The organism is Streptomyces sp. NPDC052101, assembly GCF_040680235.1.
In the GTDB taxonomy this organism is placed as follows: domain Bacteria; phylum Actinomycetota; class Actinomycetes; order Streptomycetales; family Streptomycetaceae; genus Streptomyces.
In genome coordinates this window covers 131792-150483 of record NZ_JBFAWH010000013.1, presented here as the reverse complement: position 1 = coordinate 150483, position 18692 = coordinate 131792, and the positions used below count along the sequence as shown (strand labels likewise).

General features: G+C 72.6%; 1 protein-coding gene. It reads right to left on the bottom strand.

Features of this window, described 5'->3' with window-relative positions:
• Positions 1-18579 carry a type I polyketide synthase gene (locus AB0L75_RS23730; protein ID WP_365184036.1) on the bottom strand — a complete coding sequence of 6193 codons (18579 nt, stop codon included), beginning with the start codon at positions 18577-18579 and terminating at the stop codon, positions 1-3.
• Positions 18580-18692 lie beyond the last annotated feature (113 nt).

The window sequence follows — 18692 nt, the reverse complement described above, 5'->3', positions numbered from 1 at the left end:
CTACCTGCCGAGTTCGTTGTCAAGTACTGCGAAGAGTTCGTCGTCGGTCGCCAGGTCCAGGTCGGCGCCATCGGGGCCGCCGTCCACGGTCCGAAGCAGGCCGCGCAGTCGCGCGGCGTACGTTCCCGCCGGTCCGTCGCCGTCCGACGGGCCGGCGGCCAAGAGAGCGGCCTCAAGGGCGTCCAGGGCTGCCTGGACCGGGTCTGCCACTTCGCCGACCAGCTCGCCCCACAGGTATTCGGCGACGGCTCGGGTGGTCGGGTGGTCGAAGACGAGCGTGCTGGGCAACCGCAGTCCGGTGATGATGTTCAGCCTGTTGCGCAGTTCGACCGCGGCGAGGGAGTCGAGGCCCAGGTCCAGCAGTCCGCGCTGGACGTCGATCGTCCGCGGGGCCGGGTGGGCCAGGACGATGCCGACCTGTTCCCTGACGAGGTCGAGCAGCAGCTGCTGCTGCTCTTCCGCGCCCAGGTCCGCAAGTCGCTGCGCCAGCGGGATCTGCTCCGGAGCGGAGGTACGCCGGCCGGCTCGGCGCTCGGTGCGCACCAGACCCCGGTACAGCTCGGGCAGGGCCTCCCCGAGGCTCCGCAGTACCGCGAGGTCGAGTGCCACCGGCGCGAGCACCGGTCGGGTCCCCGCCTCGTCGTCGGCCTGAGGCGCCTTGGCTCCGGCCAGGACCGCGTCGAGGGCCGCGAGTGCCCGGTCGGTCGGCATCTGCAGGATCCCGTTGCGTGCGAGCCTGGCCCGGTCGGCACGGTCGAGGTCGCTCGCCATGCCGTCCTGCCACATCCCCCAGGCGAGGGACACGGCGGGCAGGCCCTCGGCGCGCCGGTGTTCGGCGAGCGCGTCCAGGAAGGTGTTGCCGGCGGCGTAGTTGGCCTGTCCGGCGTTGCCCACCAGGCCGGCGACGGAGGAGAAGAGGACGAAGTCCGTCAGCTCCAGTCCGGCGGTCAGCTCGTGCAGGTTCCAGGCGGCTTCCACCTTCGGCCGCAGGACCCGGGAGAGGCTCTCCGGGCTCATGGCCTCCAGCGTGGTGTCCTCGACGACTCCGGCCGCGTGCACGACCGCGGTGAGCGGGTGCTCGTCCGGGATCGAGGCGAGCAGCCCGGCCAGCGCGTCGCGGTCGGCCGCGTCGCATGCCGCGACCCGTACGTCCGCGCCGAGCGCCGTCAGTTCGGCGACCAGGTCCTGCGCCCCGCCCCGCCGGCTGGTGAGCAGCAGGCGACGGGCGCCGCGGCCGGTCACCAGGTGCCGGGCGACCTGGGCTCCGAGTGCGCCCGTGCCACCGGTGATCAGCACCGTGCGCTCCGGGTCGAACGCACCGTCGGCGTCCGGGGTCCGGACCGGGTGCGGGACCTTGGCGAGCCGGGTCACGTAGGCCTGTCCCTCGTGCAGTTCGAGCTGCGGTCGGGGGTCGGCCAGGGCCGCGGCCAGCAGCTCGCGGCCGGCCGGCAGGCCGTCCGTGATCACGTGCTGGAAACGTCCCGGGTGTTCCGACTCGGCGGTCCGCATCAGCCCGGACAGTGCGCTGTGCGCCAGTTCCCCGGTGCTGACCACGGCGAGCCGCGCTGCGGCCGGCGCGTCGGTGTCGAGCCACTGCCGCAGTACCGCCAGCACCTCCTCCGTGACCCGGCCGGCCTCCTGCGGAGCGGCCGGGCGTACCGGAAGGACAACCACGTCGGGTGCGGCCGCGCCGTCCGCCGTCGCGGCGGCCAGGTCGGCGAGGTCGGCGTGGTTCTCGGCGGCGAGTCCGAGGTCGGCCCCGCCGAGGACCGCGATGGCCGTGTCGCCACCGGTGGGGAGTTCCACGCCGACCCGCTCCACCGCGTACACGTGCTGGTCGAAGGGGCGGGTCAGCGTGGTCCCCGCCGGCAGGGCCCGCAGGGCGAGCGATGCGACGGTGGCGACCGGCGCGCCCGTCTCGTCGGCGATGCCGACCGCGACCGTTCCGTCCGGGCCGGCCGACAGCTTGACCCGCAGGGTGCCGGTCCCGGACCCGGTCAGCTGGACGCCGCCGAAGGAGAAGGGCAGCCGCAGTTCGGCCGACTCCTCCAGGAGCAGTGCGTGCAGCGCGGCGTCGAACAGTGCCGGGTGCAGGGCGAAGCCGTCAGCGTCGACGGGCAGCCGTACCTCGGCGTAGAGGTCGTCGCCCAAGCGCCATGCCGCCTGGAGGCCCTGGAATGCGGGGCCGTAGCCGTAGCCCCGGTCGGCGAGGCGGTCGTACAGGTCCTCGACCGGCTGGGGCTCGGCGCCGGCCGGAGGCCAGGACGCGAGGTCGGGTTCGGGGCCGCCGGGAACGGCGGCCACCACGGTTCCGGTGGCGTGCCGGTTCCAGACGTCGCCTTCCTGGTCCCCGCGCGAGTGGACGGCGACGGGCCTGCGGCCTTCTCCGTCGGGGCCGCCGACGGTGATCTGGAGCTGGAGCGCGCCCTCGTCGGGAAGGACCAGGGGTGCCTGGAGGGCGAGTTCCTCCAGCCGCTCGCAGCCGAGTGCGGCGCCCGCGTGGAGCGCCAGCTCCACCAGGGCCGTGCCCGGGACCAGCGGGGTCCCGGCGACGGTGTGGTCGGCGAACCAGGAGTGGCTGCGGGCCGAGATCCGGCCGGTGAACAGGACACCGTCGGAGTCGGCGAGCGGAACCGCGGCCCCGAGCAGCGGGTGCCGCGCGGAGTCGAGTCCGGCCGAGGTGACGTCGCCGCCGGGCCCCTCCGTGAGCCAGTAGCGCTGGCGCTGGAAGGGGTAGGTCGGCAGGTCCGCGGCTCCGGCGTTCTCGCCGAACAGTGCGCGCCAGTCCACCGGTACGCCCCGTACGTGGGCGTGGGCCAGGGCGGTGACGGCGGTGTGCGGCTCGTGGCGCCCGCCGCGCACCACCGGGACCAGGAGCGATCCCGCGTCGAGGAAGTCCTGCCCCATCGCACTGAGCACGCCGTCCGGGCCGAGTTCCAGGAAGGTCCGTACGCCTTCGGCCTCCAGGGCGCGTGCCGCGTCCAGGAAGCGCACGGGCCGGCGGACGTGCCGGACCCAGTACTCGGGCGCGGTCAGTTCCTCGGCGCCGACCGGCTGCCCGGTCAGGGTGGAGACGATCGGGATGGTGGGCGCGGCGAACGCGAGCCCCTTCGCGACCGTGTGGAACTCGTCCAGCATCGCGTCCATGTGCGGGGAGTGGAAGGCGTGGCTGACGCGCAGTCGCTTGGTCTTGCGTCCCTGGGCGGAGAGTTCGGCTCCGACGGCCTCGACGGCTTCCGCGTCGCCCGAGAGCACCACGGAGGTGGGGCCGTTGACGGCGGCGATGCCCAGCAGGTCCTCCCGTCCGGCGAGCAGCGGCAGCACCTCCTGCTCCTCGGCCTGCACGGCGAGCATCGCGCCGCCGCCGGGCAGTGCCTGCATCAGCCGGCCGCGGGCCGCGACGAGCTGCGCCGCGTCCGCCAGCGAGAGGACGCCGGCGACGTGCGCGGCGGCCAGCTCACCGATGGAGTGGCCCGCGAGGAAGTCCGGCCGTACGCCCCAGCCTTCGAGGAGCCGGAAGAGCGCGACCTCGGTCGCGAACAGGGCGGCCTGCGTGAAGCCGGTCTGGTCCAGCGGCTCCGGGTCCTCACCGAAGAGGACGTCGAGCAGCGGCGTTTCCAGCCATGGGTCGAGCGCTTCGCACACGGCGGCCAGGGCCTCGGCGTAGGCGGGGTAGGCGGTGTACAGCTCCCGGCCCATGCCGAGCCGCTGGCTGCCCTGACCGGTGAAGAGGAAGGCCGTACGGCCGTCCACGGGTGTACCCCGCACGGTCAGTTCCGCGCATCCGTCGACCGCTTCGGCGGCGGTGGAGGCCACCACCACGGCGCGGTGCGGCAGTGCGGCCCGTCCGACGGCCAGGGTCCGGCCCGTCGGTGCCAGGTCCTGCTGCCCGGTGCCGGCGAGGGCCGCGCCCACCTGGTCGGCCTGCGCCCGCAGGGCCGCGTCGTTGTGCGCGGACAGCAGCAGCGGCACGACCGGCATCGGCTCGGCCGGCGGGACCGTCCCCTCGGTCGGCGGCTGCTCCACGATGACGTGGGCATTGGTACCGCTGATGCCGAAGGAGGACACGCCTGCCCGGCGCGGCCGATCGGACTCGGGCCACGGCACCGCCTCGGTGAGCAGTTCCACCTCGCCGGCGGACCAGTCCACGTGCGGGCTGGGCGCGTCGATGTGCAGGCTCTTGGGGAGCACCCCGTGCTGCATCGCCATGACCATCTTGATGACGCCGGCCACACCGGCGGCGGCCTGGGAGTGTCCGATGTTGGACTTCAGGGAGCCCATCAGGAGGGGGGACGGGCGCTGCTGCCCGTAGGTGGCGAGTACGGCCTGGGCCTCGATCGGGTCGCCCAGCGTGGTGCCGGTGCCGTGGGCCTCCAGCGCGTCCACGTCCGCGGTGGTCAGGCCCGCGTTGGTCAGGGCCTGGCGGATCACCCGCTCCTGGGAGGGGCCGTTCGGGGCGGTGAGGCCGTTGCTCGCACCATCCTGGTTGACAGCGGTTCCGCGGATCACGCCGAGGATCCGGCGGCCGTTGCGCTGGGCGTCGGAGAGCCGCTCCAGCAGGAGGATTCCGGCGCCTTCGGCCCAGGCCGCCCCGTCCGCCCGCGCGGAGAAGGCCTTGCACCGGCCGTCCGGTGCCAGGCCGCGCTGCCGGCTGAACTCCACGAACAGGGTGGGCGCGGCCAGTACGGTCACGCCGCCGGCCAGGGCCAGAGCGCACTCGCCGTTCCGCAGCGCCTGGGCGGCGAGGTGGACGGAGACGAGCGAGGAGGAGCAGGCGGTGTCGACGGTGATCGCCGGTCCCTGCAGGCCGAAGGTGTAGGCGACGCGGCCGGAGGCGACACTGACCGTGCTGCCGACCGCCAGGTAGCCCTCCAAGGCCTCGGGGGCGTCCTTCAGGCGCGCCGCATAGTCGTTGGCCATGACACCGGCGAACACACCGGTCTGGCTGCCCTTGAGAGAGGTCGGGTCGATGCCCGCGCGCTCGAAGGCCTCCCAGCAGATCTCCAGCAGCAGGCGCTGCTGCGGGTCGATGGCGGTGGCCTCCCGTGCGCTCACCCCGAAGAGCTCGGGGTCGAACTGCGGGGCCTCGTAGAGGAATCCGCCGTGCCGGGTGTACGAGGTGCCCACGTGGTCGGGGTCCGTGTCGTACAGGCCGTCCAGGTCCCAGCCGCGGTCGTTCGGGAACGGGCCGATGGCGTCCCGCTCGTCGGACAGCAGCGCCCACAGCTCCTCCGGGGAGCTGACCTCGCCCGGGTAGCGGCAGGCCATCGCGACGATCGCGATCGGCTCGTCCACGGCGCCGACGACCGGTTCGGCCTCGGCCACCGCGGCGGCCGAGCCCAGCAGTTCGGTCCGCAGGAAGCCGGCCAGCTCGACCGTGGTCGGGTAGTCGAACACCAGCGTCGCGGGCAGCTTCGTACCTGCGGCCGCGTTCAGCCGGTTGCGCAGTTCCACCGCCTTGAGCGAGTCGAAGCCCAGCTCGTTGAAGGCCCGGTCGGGCGCGACCTGGTCGGCGTCGCTGTGCCCCAGTACGGAGGCCACCGCGCCGCGGACCAGTTCCAGCAGCGCGCGCTCCTGGTCCTGGGGGGCCAGGGGCGCCAGGCGTTCTTGGAGGAAGTTCCCGCCCGTCTGCTCGCCGGCGGCGGCGCGCCGCGCCGGACGCACCAGGCCGTGGAAGAGCGCGGGCAGCGTGCCGTCCTCGCTCTGCGCCCGCAGTCCGGTGTGGTCCAGCAGCGCCGGAACGAGCACCGGCCGGCGGGTCGCGAGGGCCGCGTCGAACAGCGCCAGCCCCTGCTCGCTGCCGATCGGGGCGATGCCGCCCCGGGACATGCGGGCGAGGTCGGCGTCGGTCAGGTGACCGGTCATCCCGCTGCCCTCGGCCCACAGGCCCCAGGCCAGCGACGTACCGGGCAGGCCCAGGGCCTGGCGGTGGTGCGCGAGGGCGTCCAGATAGGTGTTGGCCGCCGCGTAGTTGGCCTGTCCCGCGGTGCCGACCGTACCGGCCAGCGAGGAGAACAGGACGAACGTGTCCAGCTCCAGGCCGGCCGTCAGCTCGTGCAGGTGCCGGGCGGCATCGACCTTGGGACGCAGTACGGTGTCGAGCTGCTCGGCCGTGAGGGCGTGCAGCGTGCCGTCGTCGAGGACGCCGGCGGTGTGCAGGACCGCGGTGAGCGGGTGCTTTGAGGGGATCGCGTCCAGCATCGCGGCGACCGCCCTGCGGTCGGCCGTGTCACAGGCGACCACGGACACGTCTGCTCCGTGGGCCGTGAGTTCGGCCTCCAGCTCCAGCATGCCCGCCGCGTCCCGGCCGCGGCGGCTCGCCAGCAGCAGGTGCCGTACGCCGTGTTCGGCGACGAGGTGGCGGGCGAACAGCTGGCCCAGGGTGCCGGTGGCGCCCGTGACGAGCACGGTGCCCTCGGGGTTCAGGGCGGGCACAGTGCCGCCCGTCGTGGGCGACTTGACCAGCCGCGGTACGAGCAGTGCCCCGTCCCGCAGGCTCACCTGCGCGTCCGGTACGGCCAGCGCACGGCCCAGCTCGGCCTCGGAGAGGTCCCAGTCCGTCAGGTCCAGCAGGCCGAACCGGCCGGGGTTCTCGGCCATGGCGGTGCGCACCAGCCCCCAGACGGGAGCCGAGCCGAGTCCGGCCTCCGTGCGGGCGGTGGTCCCGTCACGGGTCACGAAGACCAGGCGCGAGTCGGCGAACCGCTCCTCGGCGAGCCACTCCTGGGCCAGCCGCAGGGCCCGGTGCGCGACGGCGCGGGGGCCGTCCTCGCCGGGGAAGGGGACCACGACGAGCGGCGGGGCTGCGACGATGCCGGCGAGGTCCGAGTAGCTGCCCAGAGGGGCGGGCAGACCGTGGCCGAAGTCGTCGAGGACGGCCCATCCGGCGGCCGGGGCGGCGTCGGGGGCGGTCGTCCACTCCACCTGGAGCAGCGGCTGGCGGGGGGTGTCCGAGCCCGCCAGCTGCGCGGGGTCCACGGCCCGCAGGCCGAGCGTCTTCACCGACGCGATCGGCGCACCGCTCGCGTCGGCGAGGGACAGGGCGGCACCCGAGCCTTCCGGGGTGATCCGTACGCGCAGCACGCTGGCGTTCACCGCGTGCAGCCGAACGCCGGTCCAGGCGAAGGGCAGCACCAGGCGGCCGTCCTCCGCGAGCGCCAGCGGGTGCAGGGCGGCGTCGAGGAGGGCCGGGTGGATCCCGAACTCGCCCAGGGGGACGTCCTTCGGGAGCGCGACCTCGGCGAACGTCTCCTGGCCGGCGCGCCACAGCGCCCGCAGGCCCTGGAAGGCGGGTCCGTACTGGAAGCCCCGCTCGGCCAGCGTGTCGTACGCCGCCGTCAGGTCGACCGGCTCGGCGCCGGCCGGGGGCCAGGTGGTGTCGGCCGGTACGCCCGCACGTCCTTCCGCGTGACCCAGTACGCCGGTGGCGTGCAGGGTCCACGGGTGGATCGCGGCGTCGTCGGACTCGGGCTCCGGGCGGGAGTGGACCGACAGCGCGCGCCGGCCCTCCTCGTCCGGAGCGTCGACCACGACCTGGAGCTGTACTCCGCCGCGGCCGGCCAGCACCAGCGGTGCCTGGAGGGTCAGCTCGTCGAGCTGGTCGAGGCTCGTGTGGTCACCCGCCCGGATGGCGAGGTCCACGAAGGCGGTACCGGGGAGCAGCACGGTGCCGGCCACGGCGTGGTCCGCCAGCCAGGGCTGCGTGTTCAGGGCGATCCTGCCGCTCAGGACCAGCTTGTCCTCGTCGGCCATCCAGAGCGCGGCGCCGATGAGCGGGTGCCGCTCGGCGGCCATGCCGAGCCCGCCCGCGTCACCGGCCGGCGCCGGGCCCTCCAGCCAGTGGCGCCGGCGCTGGAAGGGGTAGGTCGGCAGGTCGACGACCGCGCCGGGTCCGCCGGCCACGGCCGCCCAGTCGAGCGGGGCGCCAAAGACGTGGGCCCGCGCCGCGGAGGCGAGGAAGTCGTCGAGTCCACCCTTGTCACGGTGGAGCGAGGGCACGGTGACGGCGCTGTCGTACGACGTGTCGTCGATCGTCTCCTGGAGCGCGATGGTCAGCACCGGGTGGGCGCTGGCCTCGATGAAGACGCGGTGGCCCTGGTCGAGCAGGGTCCGGGTGGCCTCCTCCAGCTGGACGGTCCGGCGGAGGTTGCGGAACCAGTACGCGCCGTCTAGCTCCGTGCCGTCCAGCGGCTGCCCGGTGACGGTGGAGAGGAAGGGCACCGTGACGGCGCGCGGGGTGAGCGAGGACAGGGCGTCGAGAAGCTCGTCCCGCAGGCTTTCGACGTGCGCGGAATGGGAGGCGTAGTCGACCGGGATGCGCTTGGCGCGCATCTTGTTGTCCTTGCAGTGGGCGACCAGCTCCTCAAGAGCGGTCACCTCTCCGGCGACCACCACGGAACGCGGGCCGTTGTGTGCGGCGATGTCGATGGCGCCGTCCCAACGGGTGATCAGCTCGCGGACCTCGTCGGCCGGCAGGGCCACCGAGACCATCCCGCCCGTACCCGCCAGCTTCACGATCGCCCGGCTGCGCAGCGCCACGACCTTCGCCGCGTCGTCCAGCGACAGCGCACCCGCAACCACAGCCGCCGCGATCTCACCCTGCGAGTGACCGACCACCGCGTCCGGCTCGATGCCCACCGAACGCCACAACGCGGCCAGGGAGACCATCACCGCCCACAGCGCGGGCTGCACCACCTCCACCCGGTCGAGACCGGGCGCACCCTCCGCACCGCGCAGGACGTCCAGCAGCGACCAGTCCGTGAACGGCGCCAACGCCCGCTCGCACTCCAGGAGCCGGGCGGCGAACACCGGGGAGGAGTCGAAGAGTTCCAGGGCCATGCCCTGCCACTGCGAACCCTGACCCGGGAACACGAACACCGTCTTGCCCGAGCCCGTGGCCGTGCCCTGCACCAGGTTCGCCGCGGACCCACCCGAGGCCAGCGCCTCAAGACCCGCCAGCAGCTCGTCCCGGCCGGCGCCCGAAACCGTCGCCCGGAAGGGCAGGTGCGGGACCCGGGTCGCGAGAGCCGAAGCCACCCGCGCCGGGTCGACGCCCTCCGAGGCCAGCAGCTCACGCACCTGGCCGGCACGCGCCGCCAGGGCCGCCTCGCTCTTCGCCGACACCACCAGCGGAAGCCCCGCCACCACCGGCTCACCGGCCACGACCGGCTCGGGGCCCTGCTCCAGGACCACATGCGCGTTCGTACCGCTGATACCGAACGAGGACACGGCCGCGCGACGCGGACGCGCCACCTCCGGCCACGCCCGACGCTCGGTGACCAGCTCCACCGCACCCGTCGACCAGTCGACGTGCGGCGTCGGCTCGTCCACGTGCAGCGTCGCCGGAAGCTCCCCGTTGCGCATCGCCATCAGCATCTTGATGATGCCCGCGACACCCGCGGCAGCCTGCGTGTGACCGATGTTCGACTTGATCGATCCCAGACGCAGCGGCTCCTCGCGGTCCTGGCCGTAGGTGGCCAGCAGCGCGTTGGCCTCGATCGGGTCACCGAGCCGGGTACCGGTGCCGTGCGCCTCGACCGCGTCCACCTCGTGCGGAGCGAGGCGGGCGTTGGCGAGGGCCTGGCGGATGACGCGTTCCTGCGCGGGCCCGTTGGGGGCGGTGAGGCCGTTGCTCGCACCGTCCTGGTTGACCGCGGAACCGCGGATCACACCAAGGATGTTGTGCCCGAGCCGCTGAGCGTCCGACAGACGCTCCAGCACCAGCACGCCCGCGCCCTCGGCCCAGCCCGTACCGTCCGCCGACGCCGCGAACGACTTGCAGGTCCCGTCCGGCGACAGACCGCGCTGACGCGAGAACTCGACGAAGGTCGTCGGCGTGGACATCACGGTGACACCACCGGCGAGTGCCATGGAGCACTCGCCCTGGCGCAGCGCCTGAGCGGCCAGGTGCACCGCTACCAGCGACGAGGAACACGCCGTGTCCAGTGTCACCGCCGGCCCCTCGAGACCGAACGTGTAAGCCACCCGGCCCGACAGGACACTCGAGATCGTGCCGGTCAGCAGATGCCCCTCGAAGCCCTCCGGAGCACTGCCCAGCCGCGACCCGTAGTCGTTGTACATCACACCCGCGTAGACACCGGTCGAGGAACCGCGCAGCGAGGCGGGGTCGACTCCCGCACGCTCCAGCGCCTCCCACGCGACCTCCAGCAGCACACGCTGCTGCGGGTCGGTCGCGATCGCCTCGCGCGGACTCAGACCGAAGAACTCGGCGTCGAACTCCGCTGCCTCGTGGAGGAATCCGCCCTTGCGCGTGTACGACTTGCCGGTCTTCTCGGGGTCCGGGTCGAAGAGGCCTTCCACGTCCCAGCCGCGGTCGGACGGGAACTCGCCTATCGCGTCCCGGCCCTCCGCCACGAGCCGCCACAGGTCCTCCGGCGAGGAAACCCCGCCCGGGTAGCGGCAACCCATACCGACCACGGCGATCGGCTCGTCCGGTCCCGGGGCGTGGGCGGCCGCCGACGGGACGACAGCCGTTCCGGTCGCGCCGAGCCGGTCCAGCAGGAAGTCCGCCACCGCCTGGGGCGAGGGGTGGTCGAACACGAGGGTGGTGGGCAGTCGCAGCCCGGTCACCGCGTTGAGCCGGTTGCGCAGTTCGACAGCCGTGAGGGAGTCGAAGCCGGTGTCCTTGAACGCCTTGGCCGGGTCGATGTCGGTGTCGGCCCCGTGCCCGAGAACCAGCCCCACGGTCTCCCGTACGGTCTGGAGCACGGCCCGCGCCCGCTCCTCCGCGGCCAGCGCGCCCAGCCGCTGGACCCACGACGAGTCTGTGCCGCGGGCGGCGCCGGCCGCCTGCCGGCGGCGGACGCGGACCAGGCTGGTGAACAGCTCGGGGAGCGCGTTCTCCTCGGCCCGGGCGCGCAGGGCGCCCAGGTCGAGTTCGGCGGGGACCAGCAGCGGCTCCGCCGAGGCGAGCGCCGCGTCGAACAGATCGAGACCCAGTTCCGGGGTCAGCGGGACGATTCCGCTCCGCTTCCACCGCGCGACGTCGGCGTCGGCGAGGGTTCCGGCCATGCCGTCGGCGCTGTCCCACAGGCTCCACGCGAGGGAGGTGGCGGGCAGGTTGTGGGCGCGGCGGTGCCGCGCGAGGGCGTCGAGGAAGGTGTTCGCGGCCGCGTAGTTGGCCTGGCCGGCGTTGCCCATGAGACCCGCGATGGACGAGAACATGACGAACGAGGCGAGGCCGAGGGACTCGGTGAGGCGGTGGAGGTTCCAGGCCGCGTCCACCTTCGGACGCATCACCCGCTCCAGATGACCGGCCGACAGCGAGGCGACCGTCGCATCGTCCAGGACACCCGCCGTATGCACCACGGCAGTCAGCGGACGCTCGGTCGCCACCTCGTCCAGCAGGCCCGCCAGCGCGTCGAAGTCCGACACGTCGCACGCCGCCACCCGGGCCCGCGCACCCAGCTCCGCCAGCTCCGCCACGAACTCGGCGGCACCCGGAGTCCCGTCACCACGACGCGACACCAACAGCAGGTGCCGCGCACCGTGATGCGTCACCAGCCGGCGCGCCACCAGACGGCCCAACGTACCCAGAGCACCGGTCACCAGGACCGTACCCTCCGGGTCCAGCCCCTCCACCACACCCGCCACGGCACCCGCGGCACGCGCCAGACGCGGCACGAACAACCCGCCGCCCCGCACCGCCACCTCGGGCTCGCCCGAAGCCAGCACGGCAGGCAGCAGCTCCTGACCACCCTCATCCACGTGGGCGAGGACCAGTCGGCCGGGCTGCTCGGTCTGCGCCGTACGGATCAGGCCCACGAGCGGGGCCGTGTGCAGCGCGCCGTCCGGCACGACGAGGACGAGGCGGCTCTCCGCGAACTGCGGGGCGGCCAGCCATTCCCGCACCGCCTCCAGCCCGCGCGCCGCCGTGGCGTGGGTCCGGTCGAGTACGTCACCGGTGGTGCCCGCGACGAGCTGCTGCTCGCCGATCACCACGAACTCCGGTACGGCGGCTCCGGCGTCGACCGCGGCGCCGAGCGCGGCGAGGTCGGCATAGGGCGCCTCGCCCAGCCGGACCCACCGCTGGTCGGCGACCGGCTCGGCCGCCGGGACAGCCTCCCAGGCCACCTGGTACAGGGACTCCACGGCCGGACCGGCGACGGCGAGCTGATCACGGGCGATCGGCCGCAGGGAGACCGACTCGATCACCGCCACCGGAGCGCCGGCGCCGTCGGCGAGAGCGAGACGGACCGTGTCCTGGCCGGTACGGGTCCAGCGGACGCGCAGCACCGTGGCACCGACCGCGTGCAGCACGAAGCCCGAGAACGAGAACGGCAGAAGGATCGTGCTGTCGTCCTGCGCCGAGGCCGCGGCCTCCAGCGCCAGCGGGTGCAGAACCGCGTCGAGGACGGCGGGGTGCACGCCGAAGCGCGCGGCTTCGGCGTGGAGCTGGTCGGGCAGGGCGACCTCGGCGAAGAGGTCGTCGCCGACGCGCCAGGCGGCGCGCAGGCCGTGGAAGGCCGGCCCGTAGCCGTAGCCCAATTCGTCGAGGCGGTCGTAGACGCCGTCCAGCAGGATGGGGGTGGCATCGGCCGGGGGCCACTGATCCAGGGAAACGCCCGGCGCGGGGACGGAGGCCGTGAGCAGGCCGGCCGCGTGGGCGGTCCACTGCTCCTCGCCGGTCCGCGAGTACACGGTGAACTGACGATCGCCGCGCGCGTCGGCCCGGTCGACGGTCAGCCGCAGCTGAGCGCCCGTCTTCTCCGAGAGGATCAGGGGTGCCTGGAGGGTGAGTTCCTCGACGGTGGCGTAACCCAGCTGCTCGGCCGCGGTGCCCGCGAGCTCCAGGAACACCGTCCCCGGCACCAGGACCGTCCCACCGATCGCGTGATCGGCCAGCCACGGATGCGAGGACAACGACACCGAGGCCGAGAACTGCACCGCGTCACCATCAGGCTCCGTGATCACCGCGGCCAGCAACGGATGATCCACAGCCGTCAGACCCAGACCCGCCGCATCACCGAAACGCGGCGCGTCCAGCCAGAAACGCTGACGCTGGAAGGCGTACGTGGGCAGCTCCACCACACCGGAACCCGGCAGGAGCCGCTCCCAGTCCACATCCGCACCATGTGCGTGCACAGCGCCCAGGGCGGCGAGGAGGGAACGCTTCTCGGCACGGTCCTTGCGCAGCAGGGGAACCACGACGATGCCCTCGGTGTCGGCCAGGCACTCGCCCGTCAGACCCGCGAGCGTCCCGTCGGGACCCAGCTCCACGAACGCCGTCACACCAAGGCCGGCCAGCGTGGCGATGCCGTCGGCGAAACGGACCGCCGATCGGGCCTGAGCAGCCCAGTACTCGGCAGTGAACTCCTCGATCACCTCACCGGTGACATTCGAGACGACCGGGATCCGGGGAGCCGAATGGGTCAGAGTCCGGGCGACCTCGGTCAGTTCCGCCAGCATTCCGTCCAGGTGCGCGGAGTGGAAAGCGTGGCTCACCTTCAGCCGCGTCGCCTTCACACCCTCCCCGCGAGCCAGCTCCAGGACTTCGAGCACTGCCGTCTCGTCACCCGAGATCACGGTGCTGGAAGGGCTGTTGAACCCGGCCACGGCCACACCGGGACGACCTTCGAGCCACCCGGCGACGCGCGCTCCGCCCGCGTTCAGGGCAACCATCGCGCCGCCCTCGGCAACACCCTCCATCAGACGCGCCCGCGCACACACCAAACGCGCCGCGTCCTCGAGCGACAGCACACCCGCCACATGGGCCGCCGCCAGCTCACCCACCGAATGACCCACCAGATAATCCGGGGTCACCCCGTAATGGGACAGCAGACGGAACAGGGCCACCTCGACCGCGAACAACGCGGGCTGAGTGAACACCGTCCGCTGAAGCAGCTCCGGCTCATCCTCGATCACCACGGCGAGCGAACGGTCCAGGTGGACGTCCAACGCCCCGACGACCTCGTCGAAGGCCGCCGCGAACACCGGCTCCGCCGCGTACAACTCACGGCCCATACCCACACGCTGACTGCCCTGCCCCGAGAACAGGAACGCCACCGAACCCGCCGAGACGGCCTCGGCCGGGGTCAGCGCCCGCAGAGCGTCAAGGAGTTCCTCACGGGTCTCCCCCACGACCACCGCACGGTGATCGAAGCGAGCACGCGACACGGCCAGCGAACGGCCCACGGCCACGACGTCCAGCTCCGACCGCTCCTGAAGGAACGACACCAGCCGATCCGCCTGCTCCGACAGGGCGGCCCCGGACTTGCCCGACACCACCCACGGCACCGGACCCGACACCGACAGCTCCTCCACCGGAGCCTCGATCTCCGTGACCTGCTCGACGATGAGGTGTGCGTTGGTACCGCTGATGCCGAAGGACGAGATGCCCGCCCGGCGCGGACGGTCCAGCTCCGGCCACTCCTGGGCCCGCGTCAGCAGCTCCACCGCGCCGGCCGACCAATCGACGTGCGAGGTCGGCTCGTCCACGTGCAGCGTCGCCGGGAGCACCCCGTTGCGCATGGCCATGACCATCTTGATCACGCCCGCGACACCCGCCGCGGCCTGCGCGTGACCGATGTTCGACTTCAGCGAGCCGAGTCGGAGCGGCTCTTCGCGGCCCTGGCCGTAGGTGGCCAGCAGCGCCTGCGCCTCGATCGGGTCGCCGAGCCTGGTGCCCGTGCCGTGCGCCTCCACCGCGTCCACCTCGGACGCCGACAGGCGGGCGTCAGCCAGCGCGGCGCGGATGACCCGCTCCTGCGAAGGCCCGTTCGGGGCCGTCAGACCGTTGCTCGCACCATCCTGGTTCACGGCGGAACCACGGATCACCGCGAGCACCTGGTGCCCGTTGCGCTCCGCGTCCGACAGCCGCTCCAGCACCAGCAGACCCACGCCCTCGGCCCAGCCCGTACCGTCCGCCGACGAGGAGAACGCCTTGCAACGCCCGTCCGGCGACAGCCCGCGCTGCCGGGAGAACTCCACGAAAATGCCGGGCGTGGCCATGACGGACACACCGCCGGCGATGGCCATGGAGGACTCGCCCTGGCGCAGCGACTGCGCGGCGAGGTGGAGCGCGACGAGCGAGGACGAGCAGGCGGTGTCGACCGTCACCGCCGGGCCCTCCAGCCCGAAGGTGTAGGCCAGCCGGCCCGAGGCCACACTGGCGGTGTTGCCCGTCAGCAGATAGCCGTCGTACCCGCCGGACGACTCGTGCAGCCGCGGCCCGTACTCCTGTGCCATCGCGCCCACGTACACACCGGTGCGGGTGCCGCGCAGCGCGGCGGGGTCGATGCCCGCCTGCTCGAAGGCCTCCCAGGCCGTCTCCAGCAGCAGCCGCTGCTGGGGCTCCATCGCCGCCGCCTCGCGGGGACTGATGCCGAAGAACTCGGCATCGAACCGGTCCGCGTCGTGCAGGAATCCACCTTGGGTGGCGTAGGTCTTGCCGGGGCTGTCCGGATCGGTGGTGAAGAGCGAGTCAAGGTCCCAGCCCCGGTTGGTCGGGAATCCGCCGACCGCGTCGGCCTCGCTGCTGACCAGACGCCACAGGTCCTCCGGAGAGGCGACCCCTCCCGGCAGCCGGCATGCCATGCCCACGATGGCGATCGGCTCGTCAAGGGCTGTGGCCTCGTACGCATCGTCATCCTGGCCCTGGCCCTGGTCCAGGCCGCGCAGCTCAACACGGAGGTGTTCGGCTAGTACGGCCGGGGTCGGGTAGTTGAAAAGGAGGCCTGCGGGCAGCGAGAGCCCGGTGGCCCTGTTCAGCTCGTTGCGAAGCTCGACGGCCGAGAGGGAGTCGAAGCCCAGGTCCTTGAAGGTCGTGTCGACGTCCACGTCGCGTGCCGATCCGTGGCCGAGCACTGCTGCCGTGTGCGCACGCACCAGCTCCAGCTCATCGCCGCGCGGCGCGGACCGCTTCGGACCGCTCCGCCTTGCCGCGCCGGTCCGGACCTGGGCCGGCTCGATCGCCGAACCATCCAGCCAGAAAGGCTCACGCTGGAAGGCGTACGTGGGCAGGTCCACCAGACCCGAACCCGGCAGGAACTGCTCCCACTCCACCCCCACACCGCCTGCGTGGGCCTCTGCGACCGAGGCCAGGAAACGGTCCCATCCACCCTTGTCGCGCCGCAGCGATCCGACGACGACAGTGCCGCCGACGCCTGCCGCGTCGGCCGTGTCACTGAGGGCCGAGGTGAGCACCGGGTGGGCACTGACCTCGATGAAGACGCGATGCCCGTCGTCGAGCAGAGCGCGGGTGGCCTCTTCCAGGTGGACGGTCCGGCGGAGGTTGCGGAACCAGTACCCGCCGTCGAGCTCCTCGCCGTTCAGCGGCTGACCGGTGACAGTGGAGAAGAACCTGATGTCACCGGTACGCGGCGTGACGCCGGCCAGCAGCTCCCGCAGCTCATCCTCCAGCAGGTCGACGTGGCCGGAGTGAGAGGCGTAGTCGACCGGAATGGTGCGGGCACGGTATCCCTCGGCCTCGCTCTGAGCGACGAGGTCGGCCAGGGCCTCCGGGTCGCCGGAGACGACCGTGCTCAGGGGGCCGTTGTGTGCGGCGATATCGATCGCGCCGCCCCAAGGGGCGATGAGTTCGCGAACCTCGCCGGCCGGTAGGGCTACCGACACCATCCCACCCGTGCCGGCCAGCTTCACGATCGCCCGGCTGCGCAACGCGACGATCTTCGCCGCATCCTCGAGCGACAACGCGCCAGCGACCACAGCCGCCGCGATCTCACCCTGCGAGTGACCGACCACCGCATCCGGCTCGATGCCCACCGAACGCCACAACGCCGCCAACGACACCATCACCGCCCACAACGCGGGCTGCACCACATCCACCCGGTCGAAGCCAGGCGCACCCTCCACACCGCGCAGCACATCCAGCAGCGACCAGTCCGTGTACGGCGCCAGAGCCTGCTCACACTCCACCAGCCGGGCGGCGAACACCGGGGAGGAGTCGAAGAGTTCCAGGGCCATGCCCTGCCACTGCCAACCCTGACCAGGGAAGACGAACACGGTCTTGCCCGCACCGTCCGGCACCGCACGACCCGACACCACACCAGCCGCAGGCATACCCGCAGCCAACGCCCGAACGCCCGCCAGAAGCTCCTCGCGGGTCTCCCCCACCACCACCGCACGGTGATCGAAACGAGCACGCGACACCGCAAGCGAACGACCCACCGCCGCGACGTCCAGCCCCGGACGCCCCTCCAGGAACGACGCCAGCCGCCCCGCCTGACCGGCCACGGCCTCAGCCGACTTGCCCGACACCACCCACGGCACCACGCCCGAGCCGGACCCGGCGCCAGGCAGCTCCTCCGCCGCCGTCCGCTCGGTGCGCCAGTCCGAAAGCACGACGTGGCAGTTCGTACCGCCCACACCGAACGAGCTGACACCTGCGTAGAGCGGCTCGTCCGGCCGCGGCCACGCCTCGGCGCTTCGCTGCACGGCGAGCTTCAACTCGTCAAACGGGATGTCCGGGTTGGGGGTTTCGAAGTTCAGGCTCGGCACCAGCTCGCGGTTACGGATGCAGAGCGCCGCCTTCAGCAAGCCGACGATGCCGGCGGCACCCTCAAGGTGTCCGACGTTGGTCTTCACCGATCCGACCCGCAGCTCGGCCCCGTCCACACGGCCGTCGCCGAGCACCGCGCCCAGGGCCGACGCTTCGACCGGGTCGCCCACCTTGGTACCCGTGCCGTGCAGTTCGACGTACTGCACCTGCTCCGCGGACACCTTGGCACGCTCGTACGCCTGCCGCAGGACGTCCTGCTGGCCGGCCGGACTCGGTGCGGCGAGACCCTCGGTCGTCCCGTCGTTGTTCATCGCGCTGCCGTGCAGCACGCAGTAGACCGGGTCGCCGTCCGCCATGGCGGCGTGCAGCGGCTTGAGCACCACGAACGCGCCGCCCTCACCGCGTACGTATCCGTTCGCCCTGGCGTCGAAAGTGAAGCTGAGACCGTCCGGTGAAAGTGCGCCGAACCGCTCCGCGCCGATGGTGCTGTCCGGCACCACATTGAGGTTGACACCGCCGGCGATGGCCATGGCGGACTCGCCGCGGCGCAGGCTCTCGACTGCCAGGTGCACAGCGACCAGCGAGGAGGACTGGCCGGTGTCCACGGCCGCGCTCGGTCCGTGCAGACCCAGGGTGTAGGAGATCCGGTTGGCAATGACGCCGCGGTTGAGACCGGTCAGGGTGTGGCGGGTGATGGCTTCGACCCCGTGCTGACGCGTGAGGGCGGCGTAATCGTCGGCAATGACGCCGACGAAGACACCGGTCCGGCTGTCGGCAAGATCGGACGGGAGGATCCTGGCGTCCTCCAGGGCCTCCCAGGCGAGTTCAAGCATCAGCCGCTGCTGCGGGTCCATCGACGACGCCTCACGCGGACTGATGCCGAAGAAGCCCGCGTCAAAGCCGCTGACGTCCTCGAGATAGCCCCCCGGCCGAGAGGGCAGTTCGGGGCGCCCTGCCGGGGGCGCGCCGATCGCACTACGGCCGTCGCGCAGCAGCTGCCACAGTTGCGCGGGGTTCTCCGCATGCGGCAGTCGGCAGGACATACCGACAATGGCGATCGCCTCGGTTGATGTCGACGTGTCAGCTTGGAATTCAACCATGGTCGAGTCGCCCTACCTATCGATACGTACGATGCCTGAGCCGAGGCGTAGCCCCCGCAGCCGTGCCGCGGGTGCTACGCCCATGTGATTCTGTGGCGGCCGGTCAGCCGCAC

What these genes read in the sequence shown, in the direction of transcription:
- AB0L75_RS23730 (WP_365184036.1), bottom strand. Translation starts at nt 18,579, where the DNA reads ATGGTTGAATTCCAAGCTGACACGTCGACATCAACCGAGGCGATCGCC.